Annotated in this window: 17 protein-coding genes, 6 tRNA genes and 2 other RNA genes; 15 read left to right on the forward strand and 10 right to left on the reverse strand. The window is 52.3% G+C overall.

Annotated elements, in window-relative coordinates; genetic code table 11:
• Window positions 1–222 precede the first annotated feature (222 nt).
• Entirely contained in the window at window positions 223–1,425 is a 1,203-nt protein-coding gene (locus ROR01S_RS03220) for a NupC/NupG family nucleoside CNT transporter (protein WP_004865408.1), read from the forward strand.
• A 42-nt stretch (window positions 1,426–1,467) separates the two neighbouring features.
• Here ROR01S_RS03220 and ROR01S_RS03225 read toward each other — a convergent pair whose 3' ends face one another.
• From ROR01S_RS03225 to ROR01S_RS03235, 3 genes are all read right to left on the reverse strand, one after another.
• Window positions 1,468–3,648: a sensor domain-containing phosphodiesterase gene (locus ROR01S_RS03225; protein ID WP_015583741.1), complete on the reverse strand. Its 2,181-nt coding sequence runs from the start codon at window positions 3,646–3,648 to the stop codon at window positions 1,468–1,470.
• A gap of 211 nt (window positions 3,649–3,859) precedes the next feature.
• Window positions 3,860–3,935: transfer RNA gene (locus tag ROR01S_RS03230), tRNA-Ala, on the reverse strand.
• Between the two features lie 40 nt (window positions 3,936–3,975).
• Window positions 3,976–4,051: transfer RNA gene (locus ROR01S_RS03235), tRNA-Ala, on the reverse strand.
• A gap of 219 nt (window positions 4,052–4,270) precedes the next feature.
• Here ROR01S_RS03235 and ROR01S_RS03240 point away from each other — a divergent pair.
• Window positions 4,271–4,624, forward strand: a complete 354-nt coding sequence (locus ROR01S_RS03240) for a YfeC-like transcriptional regulator (protein ID WP_004865414.1) — start codon at window positions 4,271–4,273, stop codon at window positions 4,622–4,624.
• 4 nt (window positions 4,625–4,628) lie between these two features.
• The gene (locus ROR01S_RS03245) at window positions 4,629–5,021 is read left to right on the forward strand and encodes a YfeC-like transcriptional regulator (RefSeq protein WP_064356792.1); all 393 of its coding nucleotides are present in this window, start codon (window positions 4,629–4,631) and stop codon (window positions 5,019–5,021) included.
• A gap of 60 nt (window positions 5,022–5,081) precedes the next feature.
• On the opposite strand, the gene gltX is transcribed toward ROR01S_RS03245, so the two are convergent.
• Window positions 5,082–6,500 (reverse strand): glutamate--tRNA ligase, encoded by a 1,419-nt coding sequence (gltX, locus tag ROR01S_RS03250; RefSeq protein ID WP_064359102.1) that lies wholly within the window; start codon window positions 6,498–6,500, stop codon window positions 5,082–5,084.
• Between the two features lie 259 nt (window positions 6,501–6,759).
• Here gltX and ROR01S_RS03255 point away from each other — a divergent pair.
• The 6 genes from ROR01S_RS03255 (at window position 6,760) to ROR01S_RS03280 (ending at window position 7,486) form a co-directional block, all read left to right on the forward strand.
• Window positions 6,760–6,835 (forward strand) — tRNA-Val (locus ROR01S_RS03255).
• A 42-nt stretch (window positions 6,836–6,877) separates the two neighbouring features.
• A tRNA-Val gene (locus ROR01S_RS03260) sits at window positions 6,878–6,953 on the forward strand.
• A gap of 46 nt (window positions 6,954–6,999) precedes the next feature.
• Window positions 7,000–7,075 (forward strand) — tRNA-Val (locus ROR01S_RS03265).
• A 4-nt stretch (window positions 7,076–7,079) separates the two neighbouring features.
• A tRNA-Lys gene (locus ROR01S_RS03270) sits at window positions 7,080–7,155 on the forward strand.
• 43 nt (window positions 7,156–7,198) lie between these two features.
• Window positions 7,199–7,335: non-coding RNA, RtT sRNA (locus tag ROR01S_RS03275), on the forward strand.
• Window positions 7,336–7,361: 26 nt separating this feature from the next.
• Window positions 7,362–7,486: non-coding RNA, RtT sRNA (locus ROR01S_RS03280), on the forward strand.
• A 56-nt stretch (window positions 7,487–7,542) separates the two neighbouring features.
• Here the strand turns inward: ROR01S_RS03280 and ROR01S_RS03285 are convergent.
• Entirely contained in the window at window positions 7,543–8,469 is a 927-nt protein-coding gene (locus ROR01S_RS03285) for a LysR family transcriptional regulator (protein WP_004865428.1), read from the reverse strand.
• 89 nt (window positions 8,470–8,558) lie between these two features.
• Between ROR01S_RS03285 and ROR01S_RS03290 the strand changes: the two genes are divergently transcribed.
• Complete coding sequence (locus tag ROR01S_RS03290; RefSeq protein WP_064359103.1) at window positions 8,559–9,557, forward strand: bile acid:sodium symporter family protein; 999 nt, start codon at window positions 8,559–8,561, stop codon at window positions 9,555–9,557.
• Here the strand turns inward: ROR01S_RS03290 and ROR01S_RS03295 are convergent.
• From ROR01S_RS03295 to zipA, 3 genes are all read right to left on the reverse strand, one after another.
• Complete coding sequence (locus ROR01S_RS03295; protein ID WP_004865436.1) at window positions 9,554–9,772, reverse strand: DUF3820 family protein; 219 nt, start codon at window positions 9,770–9,772, stop codon at window positions 9,554–9,556. The genes ROR01S_RS03290 and ROR01S_RS03295 overlap by 4 nt on opposite strands.
• A gap of 1 nt (window position 9,773) precedes the next feature.
• Window positions 9,774–11,789, reverse strand: a complete 2,016-nt coding sequence (gene ligA, locus ROR01S_RS03300; protein ID WP_064359104.1) for an NAD-dependent DNA ligase LigA — start codon at window positions 11,787–11,789, stop codon at window positions 9,774–9,776.
• A 74-nt stretch (window positions 11,790–11,863) separates the two neighbouring features.
• Window positions 11,864–12,898 (reverse strand): cell division protein ZipA, encoded by a 1,035-nt coding sequence (zipA, locus tag ROR01S_RS03305; protein WP_015583739.1) that lies wholly within the window; start codon window positions 12,896–12,898, stop codon window positions 11,864–11,866.
• Between the two features lie 230 nt (window positions 12,899–13,128).
• Here zipA and cysZ point away from each other — a divergent pair, with 230 nt between their 5' ends.
• The 5 genes from cysZ (at window position 13,129) to crr (ending at window position 18,022) form a co-directional block, all read left to right on the forward strand.
• Window positions 13,129–13,890 (forward strand): sulfate transporter CysZ, encoded by a 762-nt coding sequence (cysZ, locus tag ROR01S_RS03310; protein ID WP_004865446.1) that lies wholly within the window; start codon window positions 13,129–13,131, stop codon window positions 13,888–13,890.
• A gap of 199 nt (window positions 13,891–14,089) precedes the next feature.
• The gene (gene cysK, locus ROR01S_RS03315) at window positions 14,090–15,061 is read left to right on the forward strand and encodes a cysteine synthase A (protein ID WP_004865450.1); all 972 of its coding nucleotides are present in this window, start codon (window positions 14,090–14,092) and stop codon (window positions 15,059–15,061) included.
• A 379-nt stretch (window positions 15,062–15,440) separates the two neighbouring features.
• The gene (ptsH, locus tag ROR01S_RS03320; RefSeq protein WP_000487600.1) at window positions 15,441–15,698 is read left to right on the forward strand and encodes a phosphocarrier protein Hpr; all 258 of its coding nucleotides are present in this window, start codon (window positions 15,441–15,443) and stop codon (window positions 15,696–15,698) included.
• A gap of 44 nt (window positions 15,699–15,742) precedes the next feature.
• Window positions 15,743–17,470, forward strand: a complete 1,728-nt coding sequence (ptsI, locus tag ROR01S_RS03325; RefSeq protein ID WP_064359105.1) for a phosphoenolpyruvate-protein phosphotransferase PtsI — start codon at window positions 15,743–15,745, stop codon at window positions 17,468–17,470.
• A gap of 42 nt (window positions 17,471–17,512) precedes the next feature.
• Entirely contained in the window at window positions 17,513–18,022 is a 510-nt protein-coding gene (crr, locus tag ROR01S_RS03330) for a PTS glucose transporter subunit IIA (protein WP_003861316.1), read from the forward strand.
• Between the two features lie 42 nt (window positions 18,023–18,064).
• Here the strand turns inward: crr and ROR01S_RS03335 are convergent, their stop codons facing one another.
• Window positions 18,065–18,304 (reverse strand): hypothetical protein, encoded by a 240-nt coding sequence (locus ROR01S_RS03335; protein WP_004866079.1) that lies wholly within the window; start codon window positions 18,302–18,304, stop codon window positions 18,065–18,067.
• Entirely contained in the window at window positions 18,301–19,167 is an 867-nt protein-coding gene (gene pdxK, locus ROR01S_RS03340) for a pyridoxine/pyridoxal/pyridoxamine kinase (RefSeq protein WP_004866083.1), read from the reverse strand. Before pdxK ends, ROR01S_RS03335 begins: the two co-directional genes overlap by 4 nt.
• Window positions 19,168–19,229: the final 62 nt, after the last annotated feature.

The raw sequence follows: 19,229 nt of genomic DNA on the forward strand, positions 1-19,229 counted from the left end.
AAAAAAGTGGCATTGATGAATTTGCATCTCGCCAGATCACAGATTAGTACAATCTAAGCAACTTTTAAAACCTTTACGCTACATAACAAAAATGTATGTTTGATCACTAATTTGGTGATTAGTCACAGTTCATTGCAATAGTGTGGATTTGATCTCGTTTTCTTTGGTCTTGTTACATAGAATGTGCACAGAAATTTAACCTGCCTCATATTTGGAGCAAATATGGACCGCGTCTTGCATTTTATCCTCGCGATCGTAGTGGTGGCTATACTGGCCCTTCTGGTCAGCCATAACCGTAAACAAATTCGTATTCGTTATGTTATTCAATTACTTGTCATTGAAGTTTTGCTGGCATGGTTCTTCCTGAACTCTGATATCGGTCTGGGTTTTGTGAAAGGCTTCTCCGAGATGTTCGAAAAACTTCTCGGCTTTGCAAACGAAGGGACAAACTTTGTTTTCGGCAATATGAATGACAAAGGCCTGGCTTTCTTCTTCCTGAAAGTTCTCTGCCCTATCGTCTTTATCTCTGCGCTGATCGGGATTTTGCAGCATATTCGTATCCTGCCTATCGTCATTCGCGCCATTGGTACCGTGCTGTCCAAGATTAACGGCATGGGCAAACTGGAATCATTCAACGCCGTCAGTTCCCTGATTCTGGGCCAGTCAGAAAACTTTATCGCCTATAAAGATATTCTGGGCAAAATGTCGCGCAACCGGATGTACACCATGGCTGCGACCGCGATGTCGACCGTCTCCATGTCTATCGTCGGTGCCTACATGACGATGCTGCAGCCTAAATATGTCGTAGCTGCGCTGGTGCTCAACATGTTCAGTACCTTTATTGTCCTGTCGCTGATTAACCCGTATCGCGTCGAAGAAAGCGAAGAAAACCTGCAGATGTCCAACCTGCATGAAGGTCAGAGCTTCTTTGAAATGCTGGGTGAATACATTCTGGCAGGCTTTAAAGTTGCCATTATCGTTGCAGCCATGCTGATCGGTTTCATCGCCTTGATCTCCGCGCTGAACGCCCTGTTCGCTACCGTTACCGGCTGGTTTGGCTACAGCATCTCCTTCCAGGGGATCCTTGGCTACATCTTCTATCCGGTTGCCTGGGTGATGGGCGTACCGGCAGGGGAAGCGCTGCAGGTGGGCAGTATTATGGCCACCAAACTGGTTTCGAACGAGTTTGTGGCGATGATGGATCTGCAGAAAATTGCCAGCACGCTCTCTCCGCGCGCTGAAGGCATTATCTCTATCTTCCTGGTCTCCTTCGCCAACTTCTCCTCTATCGGGATTATTGCCGGGGCGATTAAAGGTCTGAACGAAGAACAGGGTAACGTGGTTTCCCGCTTTGGTCTGAAGCTGGTTTACGGCTCGACTCTGGTGAGCGTGCTCTCGGCGTCTATTGCCGCGCTGGTTCTGTAAGCTGACAAGATAATAAAAAAGCCGGGGCTTGCCCCGGCTTTTTTACGTCTGCAGCTCACTGAGCGGCCGCGGCCTGCCGATTAAATATCCCTGCAAATAGTCGACGCCTAATGCCAGCAGTTTCTCTTTTTGCTCTTCCGTCTCGACGTACTCCGCCACCACCGTCATATTTTTAACTTTCGCCACTTCAATAATGGATTTAATCATAATCGCATCCAGCGGGTCGCTCTCGAGATCGCGAACAAAGCAGCCGTCAATCTTTACGATATCCGCCTGCAGGCGCTTCAGGCGTTCGTAGTTGGCATAGCCCGTACCAAAATCATCAATGGCGATAGCGCAGCCAAAATCGCGCAGCAGCTGAATGTTATGCATACTCCCTCCCGCATCGCTGAACGCCTGCTCTTCGGTAATCTCGATGGTAATGGCCTCCGGTGACAGCTGATAACGTTTAAACAAGGCGATAATCTGCGCGGCGCTATCATTTTGCATCAACGTGTAAGGCAGCAAATTAACGGAAAAATGTTGTCCCGGATATTGATACAGCGTGCTGAAAAGCATCTCCAGCACCAGCATGTCAAAACGCTGGCTCAGGTTGAACTGAACAATCAGCGGAATAAACTGGTCCGGCGTCATCATCAATTGGCCGCATCGCATCCGCGTCAGGATTTCATGATACCCCTCGCCCGCCGAATTCTGGATGGGCTGAGCATACAGCTCAATATCGCGTTCATTCAGCGCCCGCTTCACCTGGGTTAACATCCGAACCTGCTCGCTGGTTTGGTCAGAAACCTGCTCTTGCGCGGCGTCCAGCGCCAGCACCTGCCGTCCGTTCCCCGCCTGTTCTGACAGCCAGCTCAGTTGGCCCAGCATGGGATGCAGGTCTTCTTCGATACCGCGATGTCTTGCCCACGCCGCGCCGAATTCCAGCTCCAGCGTTTGATTATGCCAGCTGAACTTCTTGTGATTCAGCATCGCCACCATATGGCCCAGCCGCGCGGAAGGCTCTGGCCCGCCTAAAACCAGTAATAACTCGCTCCCCGGCAGCTGGAAGAGTTCATCCCTTTCCCCCAGCAGCGGCCGTAGCTTGCTGGCAATTTGCTGTTTGCAATGCACCCGCATCATCATGCCGTAATGACGACTGAGAAAATCCAGGTTAGCGATCCGTAAGCTGCTGATGACGAAATCAGCATCCTGGCGTAGATAGCATTCCAGCGCACGCAGATTCGGGAGCCCGGTTAATGGATCTTCCTGGGCCTGATCCCGCCATCTGAGTTTAATCCGTTCGTTCTGACCGTAAATATCTACCATATAAAACAAACAGATGGTAAATGAGATCAGCACGGAAAGCACAAATGAAAGAGAGTATTCAGTCTGGACACCCTGCAGAAAATTTCGATTATAGGCAACGAGTAAAAACGCCGAAACGGACCAGGAAATACGAATTAATACATGGCCCAGGCGGCTAATGCCGATAAAATAGAGAATGAAAATAAGTGGGACTAAATAGCCTGCGATATAGTCAGCTTCATAGGGGGCGCAAAGCACCAGTAATATAGTCGCCAGCGCCATAAACCAGTACAGAGTAAATGCCCGACGCTCACGGGTAAACCACGGCTGGCAATGACGCCGCCAGAATAATTTAGCGTAACGTGGACTGATAATCATCCGCATTGGGTAATAAAAGAAGGTAGTAAATATTAATGCAGCGCTGATCAGGCTTTGTATATCAATAATGGTATATACAGCCGGCATCCCTTTGAAATAACTAGAGATAGCCAGCGGAAATGAAAAAAACACACCAACCAGATACATCGTCAGTTTCATTAACATCGGTGCAAAAAAACCGCCCCAGAAAATCCGCGTCCCCATATGTTTTGCCGTCAACCCACTGCGCCAGGTTCTGCCAATCAGCATTCTGACAATCGCGCAGGACACCAGCACTGAGAATAGCTGGCAAAATAGCAGCAGCACCGACTGTAAGACCGTCAGGGGAAGGATGATATGATTAGTAATAGCAAAAGAAATAATTAATGGGGCGATTGCGTAGCGGCCAAAAATAAAGATAACAGCGTACATCATACTTAATGGCAGCCAGGCGAGAAAAACCTGATTTCCGTCGACAATAGTCAGAGGTGAAATAAATCTGGCTATTGGGATCGAAATTAAACAAACGACCAACGCAAGTAACGTTTTTCTAATATTAATGTTAAAGTTATCAATCATTATTGTTAATAAAAACTCCGGCGCTGGGCAATGCTGTTTTATATTAAATAAAATACTAAAGGGGATAATAAATTCAGGCAAGAAAATAACCTGAGGAAGAATCTTAAATTACATAGAATTCTAATGACTGTAAGTTTACTGACTTAACCAGAAAGTGCTTTACATTCGCGATGGCAAAAAAAAACCCCCGCCGTAGCGAGGGTTCTGAATTTGGTGGAGCTAAGCGGGATCGAACCGCTGACCTCTTGCATGCCATGCAAGCGCTCTCCCAGCTGAGCTATAGCCCCACAAAGTGTTTTACGAACCAAACCTGATGGGAACAGAGTTTGGTGGAGCTAAGCGGGATCGAACCGCTGACCTCTTGCATGCCATGCAAGCGCTCTCCCAGCTGAGCTATAGCCCCGAACCGTAAAACGTGTCGTGTTGACGGGCGGCATAATATGAATTCCTTCGTCAGGTGTCAACGGCAAAATGAAGCCTCGCAATTTGATCGCTGAAAAAGCAGGCAACTCGCTGACATTGCGAGCCTTATCGCAGGTAGACGTTAAACATGTCACTCTTTCGCGTAAAAGGATGCTATAACATGAGCAACTAATTCCCACATTTTTACTCAGGAAATAGTATGCTCAAGGAACGAATGACACCTGAAGAAATTGCGCATCTTACCGGGTTCAGCCGGCAGACGATCAATAAATGGGTACGTAAGGAGGGATGGCAAACATCACCTCGTCCCGGCGTGCAGGGCGGTAAGGCGCGTCTCGTACACGTTAATGAGCAGGTCAAAGAATTTATTCGCAGCGCACAGCGCGTGGCGGAACCCTCCCCTTCTTATTCTCCGGCAGAAAACGACCTTGAACCCTTGCTGCTGACGCTCAGTAAAGAGATGACTCCCGGGGAACAAAAACAGCTGATGTCGCTACTGTTGCGCGAAGGTATTCGCGGGTTGCTCCAGCGACTGGATATTCGTGACCAGTAATATAATGATGAAACTAAAAGATAAAATGACGCCGGCAGAGCTGGCAGATTGCCTTGGTCTGGCCAGACAAACGATTAACCGCTGGGTCAGAGAACAAAAATGGCGCACCGAGACTATTCCCGGCGTAAAGGGTGGCCGCGCTCGCCTGATCATTATTGATAAGCCGGTCCTCGATTTTCTGGCCAATATTCCGGCACTCCGTCATCTGCTGACCGAGCATCAGCTGGCAGAACCGTCCAGCCACTATTTTGTTAACGATGCTGGCGTTATCTGGCGACAGATTGCCGAAACGCTGCATCTGATGACGACTGAAGAGCAGCAGCGCCTGCGGGACCTTCTCGCCCGTGAAGGAATCAGTGGGTTCTTGTCACGTCTCGGTATTGCCAGTCAGAAATAGGTAAAAAAAACGGCAGGATATACCCTGCCGCTTCGTTACGCTTCGAGGAGCAATTCTGAATCAGGATTGCTGGCTTTCGCGTTCTGCAATAAAGGTCAGCGCTTTATTGATACGCTCTACGCTGCGGGATTTACCGATCGCATGTACAGTCACATCAAGAGCCGGTGACTGGCCTGCCCCGGTCACTGCAACGCGCAGCGGCATCCCGACTTTACCCATCCCGACTTCCAGCTCATCCGCCGTCGCCTGAATAGCATGGTGAACATTTTCTGCTGTCCAGTCAGTGATCGCGGCCAGTTTGTCACGCACGACTTCCAGCGGCTGACGAGCAACCGGACGCAGGTGTTTCTTCGCCGCGTCCGCATCAAACTCGTAAAACTCCTCGTAGAAATAACGGCTGCTTGCCGCCATCTCTTTCAGCGTTTTGCAACGTTCACCCAGCAGAGTAACCAGTTCAGCCAGCTGCGGACCGTTACGGGTATCGATATTTTCCTGCTCAATATGCCACTGCAGATAAGTCGCTACGTATTCCGGCGCCATCGAATTAATATAGTGATGGTTCAGCCACAGCAGTTTATCCGTGTTGAATGCGCTGGCCGATTTGCTTACCGCTCCCAGGGAGAACAGCTTGATCATCTCTTCACGGCTGAAGATCTCCTGATCGCCGCTGGACCAGCCCAGACGCACCAGGTAGTTCAGTAACGCTTCCGGCAGGTAGCCATCATCGCGATACTGCATGACGCTCACGGCACCGTGACGTTTGGAGAGTTTCTTACCGTCATCACCATTAATCATGGAAACGTGGGCATATACCGGGACCGGGGCGTTCAGCGCTTTCAGGATATTGATCTGACGCGGGGTGTTGTTGATATGATCTTCACCGCGGATCACGTGGGTGATCTCCATATCCCAGTCATCCACAACCACGCAGAAGTTGTAGGTCGGCGAACCATCGGTACGACGGATGATCAGATCGTCAAGTTCCTGGTTGCTGAATTCGATTGGCCCACGGATCTGGTCGTCAAAAATAACGGATCCGTCCTGCGGGTTAGCAAAACGTACGACGCAAGGTTCGTTATCGGCATGATGTTCATGGCCGTGGCGGCAGCGTCCGTCATAACGCGGCTTTTCACCGTTTGCCATCTGCTCTTCACGCAGCGCGTCCAGACGTTCTTTGGAGCAATAGCATTTATAAGCGGTACCCGCTTCCAGCATTTCATCAATGACGGCGTTATAGCGGTCAAAACGTTTGGTCTGGAAGTACGGACCTTCATCCCATTCCAGATTCAGCCAGTTCATCCCATCCATGATGGCTTCAATTGCTTCCGGCGTTGAGCGTTCAAGATCGGTGTCTTCAATACGCAGTACAAACTCACCGTCGTTATGACGAGCAAAAAGCCAGGAATAGAGAGCAGTACGCGCGCCGCCAACGTGCAGATAGCCTGTCGGGCTGGGCGCGAAGCGAGTTTTGATTTTCATGAAATGGCCTTACGTTTAATAAAGATGCCGACAACCGGCAGAGTCCGTGGGTATTTATGGGTGAATATTCTAACACCGTGGGCTGATTCCTCAATGTTGTTCAGGTCTGAACGTCACGCTTTGCTATTTTTGTTTATAAATCATGCTCCGCGGATGCTTTTGCGATCGTTTTGGCTAATTTTACGACGAACAAACAAATTATTTAGAAAAGGCGTTGACTCATTTTCAACTCTCCCTATAATGCGACTCCACACAGCGGGGGTGATTAGCTCAGCTGGGAGAGCACCTCCCTTACAAGGAGGGGGTCGGCGGTTCGAACCCGTCATCACCCACCACTACTTATGTAGTCTCCGCCGTGTAGCAAGAAATTGAGAAGTGGGTGATTAGCTCAGCTGGGAGAGCACCTCCCTTACAAGGAGGGGGTCGGCGGTTCGATCCCGTCATCACCCACCACTTTCTCGCCAGCTGGATTTCTTGTTAAAATGTGAAGTACCGAAGTGGGTGATTAGCTCAGCTGGGAGAGCACCTCCCTTACAAGGAGGGGGTCGGCGGTTCGATCCCGTCATCACCCACCACTTCGGGTCGTTAGCTCAGTTGGTAGAGCAGTTGACTTTTAATCAATTGGTCGCAGGTTCGAATCCTGCACGACCCACCATATTTAGAAAAAAGCGCCTTCAGGCGCTTTTTTCGTTTCTGAGCATCATGCCCGACCGTGCAGGATGAGAACCTGCCGCAGGTTCGACAAAATCGTCGGGAACAATTTTGCATCGCCGCATGCGGCGACCCGTAGGGCGAGTCTCAGGATGGGACGAGTGATATCCTGCACGACCCACCATATTCAGAAAAAAGCGCCTCCAGGCGCTTTTTTCGTTTCTGAGCACCATGCCCGACCGTGCAGGTTCGAGTCGAGCCAAGCGAGACAACGGAGTCGCTCGCGGCGACGGCCCGAAGGGCGAGCAAAGCGCGTTATCCTGCCCGAGCCACCAGCCCTATCCCTCACTTTAGTTTCTGTATGCCACGCTCGCCGCCACTGAAGCACGCTTCACCGCTGATACAGCGGATCGTCAGTTCTGCCCGCGGTCAGCGTATTTCCCTCTTCACGCACGACTTCCCATAACGCCTGCGCGGCGGTAGAGAGTGAACGATTTTTACGCTGCGCCAGCATCAGCTGACGCTCAACAACCGGAGTGAGTCGCTTGACCCGCAAATGGTTGCCTTGAGGCAGCGGTAGCGCCAGCGCCGGTAGAATGCTGATACCAATACCTGACTCCACCATCGGAAACAGCGTAGCCGGATGCCCAATCTCCTGCACAATATTGGCATCAATGCCAAAGCGCGCCAGCGCGGCATCAATCAGCGGCCGACTGCCGGAGGCGTAATCCTGCAATACCAGCCGCTGGCCGTGAAGCTCCTGCCAGTTCACCGATACTCTTTCGGCAAAAGGATGATCCTCCCGACATAAAAGCAAAAAAGGTTCCGCCAGCACCGTCTCACATTGCAGATCGGTCGCCGCACCGGGATCGATAACAATACCGAAATCCACCTCCCCCTGGCGGATACTTTCCAGCACCCACTGCTGCGGACGATCGTGCAGCACAAAGTCGATCTCCGGATAACGTTGGTTACTATGCGCAATACATTGCGGGATCAGATGCGCTGAAATCGTCTGGCTAGCGGCCACCCGTACGGTTCCGGTTAACTGCTGTCCGACCCGTCCGGCATCACGCAGCGTGCTGTTCAGTTCATCCAGCAGCCGCTCAAGTCGACCGGCCAGCTGCTGTCCCGCCTCCGTTAGCACCACCTCCCGGGTCGTACGATCGAGTAAACGAACGCCGGTCTGGTGTTCCAGCTCTTTTACGCTATGACTGACCGCAGACTGACTAAGACCAATGATCTCCCCTGCCCGGCTGAAGCTTTTTGCTCTGGCGACGGTGACGAAGACCTTCAACTGACGGAGCGAATAATTCATATTTTTTATTCATGAATGGATGCAATAAATTAATTTTATTTCTCAAAATAGAAAAAGCACAATAGCGATATCGATTTTCAGGAGCGTTTATGAAACTTTTCCGCATTCTTGATCCCTTTACTCTGACTCTTATCACCGTTGTGCTGCTGGCCTCTTTTTTTCCGGCCCGCAGCGGTTTTGTTCCCTTCTTTGAAAATTTAACCACCGCCGCCATTGCGCTGCTGTTTTTTATGCACGGGGCGAAACTCTCCCGCGAGGCCATCGTCGCCGGCGGCAGCCACTGGCGTTTACACCTGTGGGTTATGTGCAGCACGTTTGTGGTATTCCCTGTTTTAGGCGTGCTGTTTGCCTGGTGGGCGCCGATTAATGTCGACCCTGCGCTGTATACCGGATTTATCTATCTCTGCATTCTGCCTGCGACCGTTCAATCAGCCATTGCCTTTACCTCGCTGGCAGGGGGTAACGTCGCCGCGGCCGTCTGCTCGGCATCGGCTTCAAGTCTGCTGGGGATATTTATTTCGCCGCTATTGGTCGGTCTGCTGATGAACCTGCACGGCGCCGGCGGCAATCTGGAACAGGTCGGTAAGATTATGCTGCAACTTCTGCTGCCGTTCGTTCTTGGCCATCTCTCTCGCCCATGGATTGGCGACTGGGTTGCCCGGCATAAAAAGTGGATCTCAAAAACCGACCAGACTTCGATTCTGCTGGTGGTCTATTCCGCATTTAGCGAGGCAGTAGTGAACGGCATCTGGCATAAAGTCGGCGTCGGCTCGTTACTCTTCATCGTGGTCGTCAGCCTGGTTCTGCTGGCTATCGTGATTGCCATTAATATCTTCGTCGCACGCAAATGCGGCTTTAATAAGGCCGATGAAATCACGATTGTTTTCTGTGGTTCGAAAAAGAGCCTGGCAAACGGGATACCGATGGCCAACATCCTCTTCCCGACGTCGATTCTGGGGATCATGGTGCTGCCGCTAATGATCTTCCATCAGATTCAGCTGATGGTGTGCGCCGTTCTGGCACGACGCTATAAACGGCAGGCTGAAGCACGGCTGGCGCAGGAGAAAACCCGCGCCTCTGAGGCTTAACGAGGCTTCTTCAAGGGCTGAACCAGCTGGGTCAGCCCTTCTGTTTTAATCAACAAAGTTAATGCCATCAGCTCGCCAAGATGGCCGGCAGGAAACTGGTCTTTACGGGCAAACCACAGCAAATACTCTTCCGGCACATCAATCAGGCGACGGCCTTTGTATTTACCAAACGGCATGTCCGTATTAGCAATCTCAATGAGCTGATCCTTATCCACCTTATTCTCCCAGCAGCCGCAGCATTTCTGCTTCATCAATGACGGCGATGCCCAGCTCCTGCGCTTTAGCAAGTTTAGAGCCCGCCGCTTCGCCGGCAATCACCAGATCCGTTTTCTTCGAGACGCTGCCGGCGACTTTTGCCCCCAGCGCCATCAGCCGCGCCTTCGCATCATCGCGAGAAAGCTGGCTGAGACTGCCGGTCAGGACAACCGTTTTACCGGCAAACGGGCTATCAATTTCCTCGGCATTGACCACCACCGGCGCAGGCCAGTTGACCCCTTCCGCGCGGAGCTGCGCGATCACATCGCGGTTGTTCTCTTCAGCAAAGAAGTGAAAGACGTGCGTGGCCACGACAATTCCCACATCCGGCACTTTTTGCAGCTCCTCAATAGTAGCCTGCTCCAGCGCTTCAATCGTGGCGAAATAGGCCGCCAGCCCCGCTGCCGTTGCTTCACCGACCTCGCGAATACCTAATGCGTAGAGGAAACGAGCAAAGGTGGTTGCTTTTGATTTTTCCAGGGCATTAACCACGTTTTGTGCTGATTTAGGCCCCATTCGATCCAGACCGGTGAGTTTCCCGGCGGTTAAGCGGAAGAGATCTGCCGGAGTGTGGACGTACTCTTTCTCAACCAGCTGGTCGATAATTTTATCCCCCATGCCCTCCACATCTAACGCGCGGCGGGAGACAAAATGTTTTAGCGCTTCCTTACGCTGCGCACCGCAAATTAACCCGCCGGTACAGCGCGTTACCGCCTCGCCTTCGACCCGTTCAACATCAGAATTACACACCGGACAATGGGTCGGGAAGACGATCTCTCGCGTCTCCTCCGGGCGATCGGAGAGTACGACGTTGACGACCTGAGGAATCACGTCCCCCGCGCGGCGAATCACCACTTTATCGCCAATTCGCAGCCCCAGGCGCTCTATTTCATCGGCGTTGTGCAAAGTAGCATTGCTCACCAGAACACCGGCCACATGCACCGGCTCCAGGCGAGCCACTGGCGTGATGGCTCCGGTACGCCCTACCTGAAACTCGACGTCGCGCACAAAAGTCATTTGCTCCTGCGCCGGGAACTTAAACGCCACCGCCCAGCGCGGCGCACGGGCCACAAATCCAAGCTGTTCCTGAAGCGCCAGGGAATCGACTTTGATGACCACACCATCAATATCAAAACCTAAATTCGGACGGTCTTCTTCAACTTTACGGTAGTAAGTAAGCACTTCCTCTGGGGTATGGCAGAGCGTCACCCGGTCGCTAACCGGCAGCCCCCATGCCTTAAACTGCTGCAGACGGCTGGAATGGCTCTCCGGCAGCTCACCGCCAGTCAGCGCGCCCACGCCGTAACAAAAGAAAGTAAGCGGTCGCTTCGCCGTAATTCGCGGATCGAGCTGACGCAGAGAGCCTGCCGCCGCGTTTCGTGGGTTAGCAAACACTTTCCCTCCGGTACGGCGGGCCTCTTCATTAATTTTTTCGAAGCCGGCCTGCGGTAAGAAGACCTCGCCGCGAACTTCCAGCCGTTGTGGAATATTGTCGCCACGCAGTCTCAACGGGATGGCGCGAATTGTCCTGACGTTGGCGGTGATATCTTCGCCGGTGGTGCCATCGCCACGGGTTGCCGCCTGAACCAGGACGCCGTTTTCATACAAAATGCTGACCGCCAGCCCGTCCAGCTTTAGCTCACAGCAATAGATCAGGTCATCACTGCTCTTGAGTCGATCCTGAACGCGCTTGTTGAAGGCAAGGAAGCTCTCTTCATCAAAGACGTTATCCAGCGACAGCATCGGAACCTCATGGCGGACCTGGCTGAATGACGCCAGCGGCGCCGCGCCCACGCGTTGGGTTGGAGAATCAGGGGTAATCAGATCCGGATGCTGAGCTTCGAGCTCGCGCAGTTCGCGCATTAACCGGTCATATTCCGCATCGGGAATCTCCGGGGTATCCATAACATGGTACAGATATTCATGATGGCGAAGCGTGGTTCGCAGTTCAGTTAGTTTTTGTTCGATCGGTTCCATATCACACCATCAATGATAAAAAACCCCCGGCAGGCGGGGGTTCTGGATTGGTAGACGAAACGCCGGGGAATAAATCAGGCGTTAGCCTCTTTAACTTCACGAATACGGTCCTGATATTCGCGCAGTTTTTGCGGGGTCATCATCCGACGCTGATCGTCCAGCACCACACCACCGACTTCATCGGCAATATACTGTGCAGATTGCAGCATCAGTTTAAAGTTTTGTAGCTCATCACCAAACGACGGCACCTGCATAAAGATCGTTACGCCAGGCGTGGTCATGTCGGCCATACCATCAGGATTGAAGGTACCCGGTTTAACCATATTTGCCAGGCTGAACAGAACCTGACCGCTGCCGTCCGGACTGAGATGGCGATGAAAAATATTCATATCACCAAATTTAAAGCCCGCCTGCTGGATGCTGTTGATCAGCACTTCGCCGTTAATCTGCGTGCCCTGGTGCGCAGAAACGTTCATGACGATAACCGTTTCTTTGCGTTCTTTTGGCTGCGGCGCTGGCGCTGGCTGCTGAGGCTCGGAGACCTGCGGTTCAGCTGCCGGCTGAGGCTGTGCGGCGACAGGCTGCGGCGCTGGCTGCTGTACCTGAGCAGGCTGTTGCGGCGCACTCTGAACTACCGGCTGCTGAGGCGACTGCTGAGGCTGATATTGCGGCGGCACAGGCTGCTGTGGCGCGACAGGTTGCGGTGGCTGTTGCACCTGAGGCGACGGTACATGAGGCTGCGGTGCCTGATGCTGAACGGGCTGCTGCCGTACCGGCTCTTCCGGACGCACAGGCTGCTGCACCTGACGCTCGTAAGGAGGCTGGTATTGGTGTTGCGGCGGCGCCTGACGAGGTGCTTCTTGCTCCCCATGCACGCCATTTGGGGCGTGGTTAACCCGGTGAACGCGAACTTCACCTACGCCTTCAACATCGTCATCAAAGTCATCGTTCTCAGACTCTTCGTCATCGCGAGACTTCATACGTTTCAGTGGGCGATCGCGAAACATCGAGGAACGTTCTTTACGGCTGGTCCAGAAACCGTGTACCAGTAAAGCGAGTATGGCGATCGCGCCAACAATGATTAATATCAGACGCAAATCCTGCATCATTATATTCTCTGTTGTTCTAACACCTTGCCACCACGGCAAACATTTACTCACTAAGAGTATTTGCCGATTACGTCGAGTGCAAGTGTGTCTACCGCTTTCACTACATAAAGATGAACTAAATCGTGCTTTTTGCTGTTTTTTCGAACATTTCCTAACTGGTTATTGTCTGACAACCCGATAAAATAAGCGGGCATTCAGTTAGGATGTCAAAAGAGGAGCATCGCCTGACCATGGTTTCAACATCCGCATCTACCCCGCGTAGCGGCGTCTACTATTTTTCGCAGGGCTGGAAACTGATCGGGCTGCCGGGGATTCGTCGTTACGTCTTTCTGCCTCTGTTAGTTAACATCATTCTGATGGGCGGCGCCTTCTGGTGGCTGTTCACCCGCCTGGATAGCTGGATCCCATCCTTAATGAACCATGTTCCGCAGTGGCTACAATGGCTGAACTATCTGCTGTGGCCCATCGTGGTCATCTCTATCCTGCTCGTGTTCGGGTACTTCTTCTCGACCATCGCCAACTGGATTGCCGCGCCGTTTAGCGGCCTGCTCGCAGAGCAGCTCGAAGCTCGTCTGACCGGCGCCACGCCGCCGGACGTGGGCGTTTTTGGCATCATGAAAGACGTGCCGCGCATTATGAAGCGTGAGTGGCAAAAGTTCGCCTGGTACCTGCCGCGTGCAATCGTACTGCTGATACTCTATTTTATTCCCGGAATTGGCCAGACGCTGGCGCCGGTACTGTGGTTCCTGTTTAGCGCGTGGATGCTGGCGATTCAGTACTGCGACTACCCCTTCGACAACCACAAAGTGCCGTTTAAAACCATGCGCGAAGCGCTGCGGACCCGTAAAGTCACCAATATGCAGTTTGGCGCGCTGACCAGCCTGTTCACCATGATCCCGGTCCTCAACCTCGTTATCCTGCCGGTGGCCATTTGCGGCGCAACGGCCATGTGGGTCGATTGCTATCGCGATAAACACGCCATGTGGAAATAGCGCCCTCTCCTTGTGCCCAGTGCTTCAGGCCAGCAAACGCGTGGCCTGAAGCACAGCGGCTATATACCGCGCCTTATTCCTTCTGGCTTACCATTATTTCCCTTCCGAATATAGATATGCTAAATCCTTACTTCCGCATATTCTTTAAGCGGGTATGCTGAAGCCGTAATCCCAAATTTCATACAGTTAAGGACGGGCCATGAGTAAGATTTTTGAAGACAACTCCCTGACTATCGGCCACACGCCGTTAGTACGACTGAACCGAATCGGTAACGGGCGCATCCTGGCAAAGGTTGAATCACGCAACCCGAGCTTTAGCGTAAAATGCCGAATTGGTGCCAATATGATTTGGGATGCCGAAAAACGCGGTGTACTGAAAGCAGGCGTTGAGCTGGTTGAACCGACCAGCGGTAACACCGGTATCGCTCTCGCCTACGTTGCGGCAGCGCGCGGTTATAAGCTGACGCTGACTATGCCGGAAACCATGAGTATTGAACGTCGTAAGCTGCTGAAAGCACTCGGCGCGAATCTGGTACTGACCGAAGGCGCGAAGGGCATGAAAGGCGCGATTCAGAAAGCAGAAGAGATTGTCGCCAGCAACCCGGAAAAATATCTGCTGCTGCAGCAATTCAGCAACCCGGCAAACCCGGAAATTCATGAAAAGACCACCGGCCCGGAAATCTGGGAAGATACGGATGGCCAGGTGGATGTCTTTATCTCCGGCGTCGGCACCGGCGGTACGCTGACCGGCGTGAGTCGCTATATTAAAGGCACGAAAGGCAAAAAAGATCTGATCACCGTGGCGGTTGAACCGACCGACTCCCCGGTTATCGCTCAGGCGCTGGCGGGCGTTGAGCTGAAGCCAGGTCCGCATAAAATTCAGGGCATCGGTGCCGGCTTTATTCCAGGCAACCTGGATCTGAAGCTGGTTGATAAAGTGGTGGCTATCACCAACGAAGAAGCTATCTCCACCGCACGTCGTCTGATGGATGAAGAAGGTATTCTGGCCGGTATCTCATCCGGCGCGGCCGTCGCTGCGGCGCTTAAGCTCCAGGAAGATGAGGCCTTTACCAATAAGAATATTGTGGTTATCCTACCCTCTTCAGGTGAGCGTTATTTAAGCACCGCGCTGTTTGCCGATCTCTTCACCGAGAAAGAACTGCAACAGTGATGCCAGCTCGTTAGCATCGTGTAAAAAAGCACCTTTTCAGGTGCTTTTTTGTGGCATACGTCAAAGTTTTACCCCTCCTGGCATTGATTCACCGCGTAGGGTCTGGTATTTAACCAACACATTTATTTTGATGCGCGAAATTATTCATAATCGGATTTCCGTAAGCTGAATCGATTTTATGATTTGGTTCAAGTCTTCCTTTCGCTGCATAATGTTTAATGACGTGCCAGACGTCCACGGCCAGATGGTCTTCACAGCGAACACGCTGCTGACACCTTAGCCAGACACGTAATGCCGGCGCTAACAATACAGGCTAAAGCCTGGCCGTTAGGCTAGACTTTAGGTCCACAACACTAAACCTATAAGTTGGGGAAATATAATGTTCCAGCAAGAAGTTACCATTACCGCTCCGAACGGTCTGCACACCCGCCCTGCTGCTCAGTTTGTTAAAGAAGCAAAAGGCTTCACTTCTGAGATCACTGTAACCTCCAACGGCAAAAGCGCCAGCGCCAAAAGCCTGTTCAAACTGCAGACTCTGGGCCTGACTCAGGGTACCGTCGTGACTATCTCCGCTGAAGGCGAAGATGAGCAGAAAGCAGTTGAGCATCTGGTAAAACTGATGGCTGAACTCGAATAAGTTCACGGGTTCTTTTTAATATCAGTCACAAGTAAGGTAGGGTTATGATTTCAGGCATTTTAGCATCCCCGGGTATCGCTTTCGGTAAGGCTCTCCTGCTGAAAGAAGACGAAATTGTCATCGACCGGAAGAAAATTTCTGCCGATAAGGTTGATCAGGAAGTCGAACGTTTCCTGAGCGGCCGCGCCAAGGCCTCCGCCCAGCTGGAGGTCATCAAAACCAAAGCTGGTGAAACTTTCGGTGAAGAAAAAGAAGCCATCTTCGAAGGGCACATCATGCTGCTGGAAGATGAGGAGCTTGAGCAGGAAATCATAGCCCTGATTAAAGATAAGAACATGACTGCCGACGCGGCAGCAAATGAAATTATCGAAGGCCAGGCTACCGCTCTTGAAGAGCTGGATGACGAATACCTGAAAGAGCGTGCGGCTGACGTACGCGATATTGGTAAGCGCCTGCTGCGCAACATCCTCGGCCTGGCTATCATCGATCTGAGCGCGATTCAGGAAGAAGTGATTCTGGTTGCCGCCGATCTGACTCCGTCGGAAACCGCACAGCTGAACCTGAACAAGGTGCTGGGTTTCATCACCGACGCCGGTGGCCGTACCTCCCACACCTCTATCATGGCGCGTTCCCTTGAACTGCCTGCCATCGTGGGCACCGGTAGCGTCACCACCCAGGTGAAAAACGGCGATTATCTGGTCCTTGATGCGGTGAATAACCAGGTTCTGGTTAACCCGACCAACGAACAAATCGAAGAGCTGCGTAAACTGCAGATTCAGGTCGCTGAAGAGAAAGCAGAACTGGCTAAGCTGAAAGATCTGCCGGCGATTACGCTGGACGGACATCAGGTTGAAGTCTGCGCCAACATCGGTACCGTACGTGACGTCGATGGCGCTGAGCGCAACGGCGCAGAAGGCGTCGGCCTGTACCGTACAGAATTCCTGTTCATGGACCGCGATGCGCTGCCGACTGAAGAAGAGCAGTTTGCCGCCTATAAAGCGGTTGCCGAAGCGTGCGGTTCTCAGGCCGTTATCGTTCGTACCATGGACATTGGCGGCGATAAAGAACTGCCGTACATGAACTTCCCGAAAGAAGAAAACCCGTTCCTGGGCTGGCGTGCAGTACGTATCGCGATGGATCGTAAAGAGATCCTGCGTGACCAGGTACGTGCCATTCTGCGCGCCTCCGCGTTCGGTAAGCTTCGCATCATGTTCCCGATGATCATCTCTGTTGAAGAAGTGCGTGCGCTGAAGAAAGAGATTGAGATCTACAAGCAGGAACTGCGTGACGAAGGTAAAGCATTCGACGAAAAAATCGAAGTCGGCGTGATGGTTGAAACACCAGCCGCGGCAACGATTGCCCGTCATTTAGCGAAAGAAGTCGATTTCTTTAGTATCGGAACCAATGATTTAACGCAATATACTCTGGCAGTTGACCGTGGTAATGATATGATTTCACATCTTTACCAGCCAATGTCGCCATCTGTACTGACGCTGATTAAGCAAGTCATTGATGCTTCTCATGCCGAAGGCAAATGGACTGGCATGTGTGGTGAGCTTGCGGGCGATGAACGTGCTACACTTCTGTTGCTGGGTATGGGGCTGGACGAATTCTCTATGAGCGCCATTTCCATCCCGCGTATCAAGAAGATTATTCGTAACACGAACTTCGAAGATGCGAAAGTATTAGCAGAGCAGGCTCTTGCTCAACCGACAACGGACGAGTTAATGACGCTGGTTAACAAGTTCATTGAAGAAAAAACAATCTGCTAATCCACGAGATGCGCGGCCCAAATTACTGCTTAGGAGAAGATCATGGGTTTGTTCGATAAATTGAAATCTCTGGTTTCTGATGACAAAAAAGACTCCGGAACTATTGAGATTGTTGCTCCGCTCTCTGGCGAGATCGTCAACATCGAAGACGTGCCGGATGTGGTTTTTGCGGAAAAAATTGTGGGTGATGGCATTGCCATCAAACCTACCGGCAACAAAATGGTTGCGCCGGTAGACGGTACCATCGGTAAAATCTTTGAAACCAACCATGCATTCTCTATTGAATCGGATAGCGGCATTGAGCTGTTTGTTCACTTCGGTATTGATACCGTTGAACTGAAAGGCGAAGGCTTCAAACGTATTGCCGAAGAAGGTCAGCGTGTGAAAGTGGGTGATCCGGTCATCGAATTCGATCTGCCGCTGCTGGAAGAGAAAGCCAAGTCGACCCTGACTCCGGTTGTTATCTCCAACATGGACGAGATCAAAGAGCTGATCAAACTCTCCGGTAGCGTTACCGTGGGTGAAACCCCGGTCATTCGCATCAAGAAGTAATTCTTGCCGCAGAAAAAATGGCGCCCTATGGCGCCATTTTTTTTACAGGATGGATTTTACCGGCCGAAAGCATTTCTCCCGGGAGAGTACCTTCATCCCCTCTGGCCCACTTTCCAGAATCCGCCGTTCGCTATCTGAAACCAACAGATCGCACTGGTATCCACCGGTGACGCCAAACAGCGACCGGGCCACGCAGACATCTTCCAGGGCCTCATTACCGGCGGTCTCAAAATAACCAACAATACGCCCCTGCTGACGTACAACTAAACGATAGCTCTTCATGCTGTGACCTCCGGCGGCGGCAGGATCAGCTCATCACAGCCTTGCCGATCGGTCCAGGTCATCACTGCCAGCACCCGCTGCGCCGCAGCCTGCGTCGCCGCTCCCAGCGTCAGCCCCGACACCAGGCCGCTAATCAGCTCGGCGCAAAACAGGTCGCCGGTACCTTTCAGATCCGTTTCAACGCGCGGATGGACCACTACCTCAACCGAATCAGCCGTTACCACCAGAACGTTAATCGTCGCGCTGTCCATTCCCGGGGCGCTGGTAATCACGACCCACTTCAGCGAGTCGGATAACAGACTACGCGCGGCAGCGATGGCCTCCTGCTGATGGCGGCAGGGCATTCCGCTCAGCGTTTCCAGTTCGAACAAGTTTGGCGTTATCCCCTGCGCCAGCGGCAGCAGATGAGTACGATAGGCATCCGGAATCTCCGCCTTCACGTAGATCCCGCTGTCGACATCGCCAATGACCGGATCAACAAGAATACAGAGCTGTGGGTGAGATTCGCGGATCCGGCGTAACCACTGCGCCAGGCGTTCTATCTGTACCGCGCTGCCCATATATCCCGTGGTCACCGCCCGCAGTTCACGCAGCGCGTCACGCTCCTCCAGCGCCTGCAGGTAACCCACAAACCACGCTTCCGGAATCACTCCGCCATAGAACGTATCGTAGTGTGGCGTGTTACTGAATAGCACGGTCGGCACGGCCATCACCCGCAGTCCATGCTGTTTAATGGCCGGCACCGCGATACTGTTACCGACGCTGCCGTACACGACCTGCGATTGCACGGCGACGATGTCGACCTGCAGCGCCCGGCTCTTATCGTTGAAGAGCACCGATTGTATTTCGTCTTGTTGGCCCATCCCTTCTCCCCCCGCTGGACAGCGGGTCATACTCTGATTATCATTCGTCCTATGCTAAAATT

Source organism: Klebsiella ornithinolytica NBRC 105727 = ATCC 31898 (genome assembly GCF_001598295.1).
Lineage (GTDB): Bacteria > Pseudomonadota > Gammaproteobacteria > Enterobacterales > Enterobacteriaceae > Klebsiella > Klebsiella ornithinolytica.

Bases quoted from the DNA above. Each gene is read 5' to 3' on its own strand.
- ROR01S_RS03220 (WP_004865408.1), top strand. From the start codon at position 223: ATGGACCGCGTCTTGCATTTTATCCTCGCGATCGTAGTGGTGGCTATA.
- ROR01S_RS03225 (WP_015583741.1), bottom strand. From the start codon at position 3,648: ATGATTGATAACTTTAACATTAATATTAGAAAAACGTTACTTGCGTTG.
- ROR01S_RS03240 (WP_004865414.1), top strand. From the start codon at position 4,271: ATGCTCAAGGAACGAATGACACCTGAAGAAATTGCGCATCTTACCGGG.
- ROR01S_RS03245 (WP_064356792.1), top strand. From the start codon at position 4,629: ATGATGAAACTAAAAGATAAAATGACGCCGGCAGAGCTGGCAGATTGC.
- gltX (WP_064359102.1), bottom strand. From the start codon at position 6,500: ATGAAAATCAAAACTCGCTTCGCGCCCAGCCCGACAGGCTATCTGCAC.
- ROR01S_RS03285 (WP_004865428.1), bottom strand. From the start codon at position 8,469: ATGAATTATTCGCTCCGTCAGTTGAAGGTCTTCGTCACCGTCGCCAGA.
- ROR01S_RS03290 (WP_064359103.1), top strand. From the start codon at position 8,559: ATGAAACTTTTCCGCATTCTTGATCCCTTTACTCTGACTCTTATCACC.
- ligA (WP_064359104.1), bottom strand. From the start codon at position 11,789: ATGGAACCGATCGAACAAAAACTAACTGAACTGCGAACCACGCTTCGC.
- zipA (WP_015583739.1), bottom strand. From the start codon at position 12,898: ATGATGCAGGATTTGCGTCTGATATTAATCATTGTTGGCGCGATCGCC.
- cysZ (WP_004865446.1), top strand. From the start codon at position 13,129: ATGGTTTCAACATCCGCATCTACCCCGCGTAGCGGCGTCTACTATTTT.
- cysK (WP_004865450.1), top strand. From the start codon at position 14,090: ATGAGTAAGATTTTTGAAGACAACTCCCTGACTATCGGCCACACGCCG.
- ptsH (WP_000487600.1), top strand. From the start codon at position 15,441: ATGTTCCAGCAAGAAGTTACCATTACCGCTCCGAACGGTCTGCACACC.
- ptsI (WP_064359105.1), top strand. From the start codon at position 15,743: ATGATTTCAGGCATTTTAGCATCCCCGGGTATCGCTTTCGGTAAGGCT.
- crr (WP_003861316.1), top strand. From the start codon at position 17,513: ATGGGTTTGTTCGATAAATTGAAATCTCTGGTTTCTGATGACAAAAAA.
- ROR01S_RS03335 (WP_004866079.1), bottom strand. From the start codon at position 18,304: ATGAAGAGCTATCGTTTAGTTGTACGTCAGCAGGGGCGTATTGTTGGT.
- pdxK (WP_004866083.1), bottom strand. From the start codon at position 19,167: ATGGGCCAACAAGACGAAATACAATCGGTGCTCTTCAACGATAAGAGC.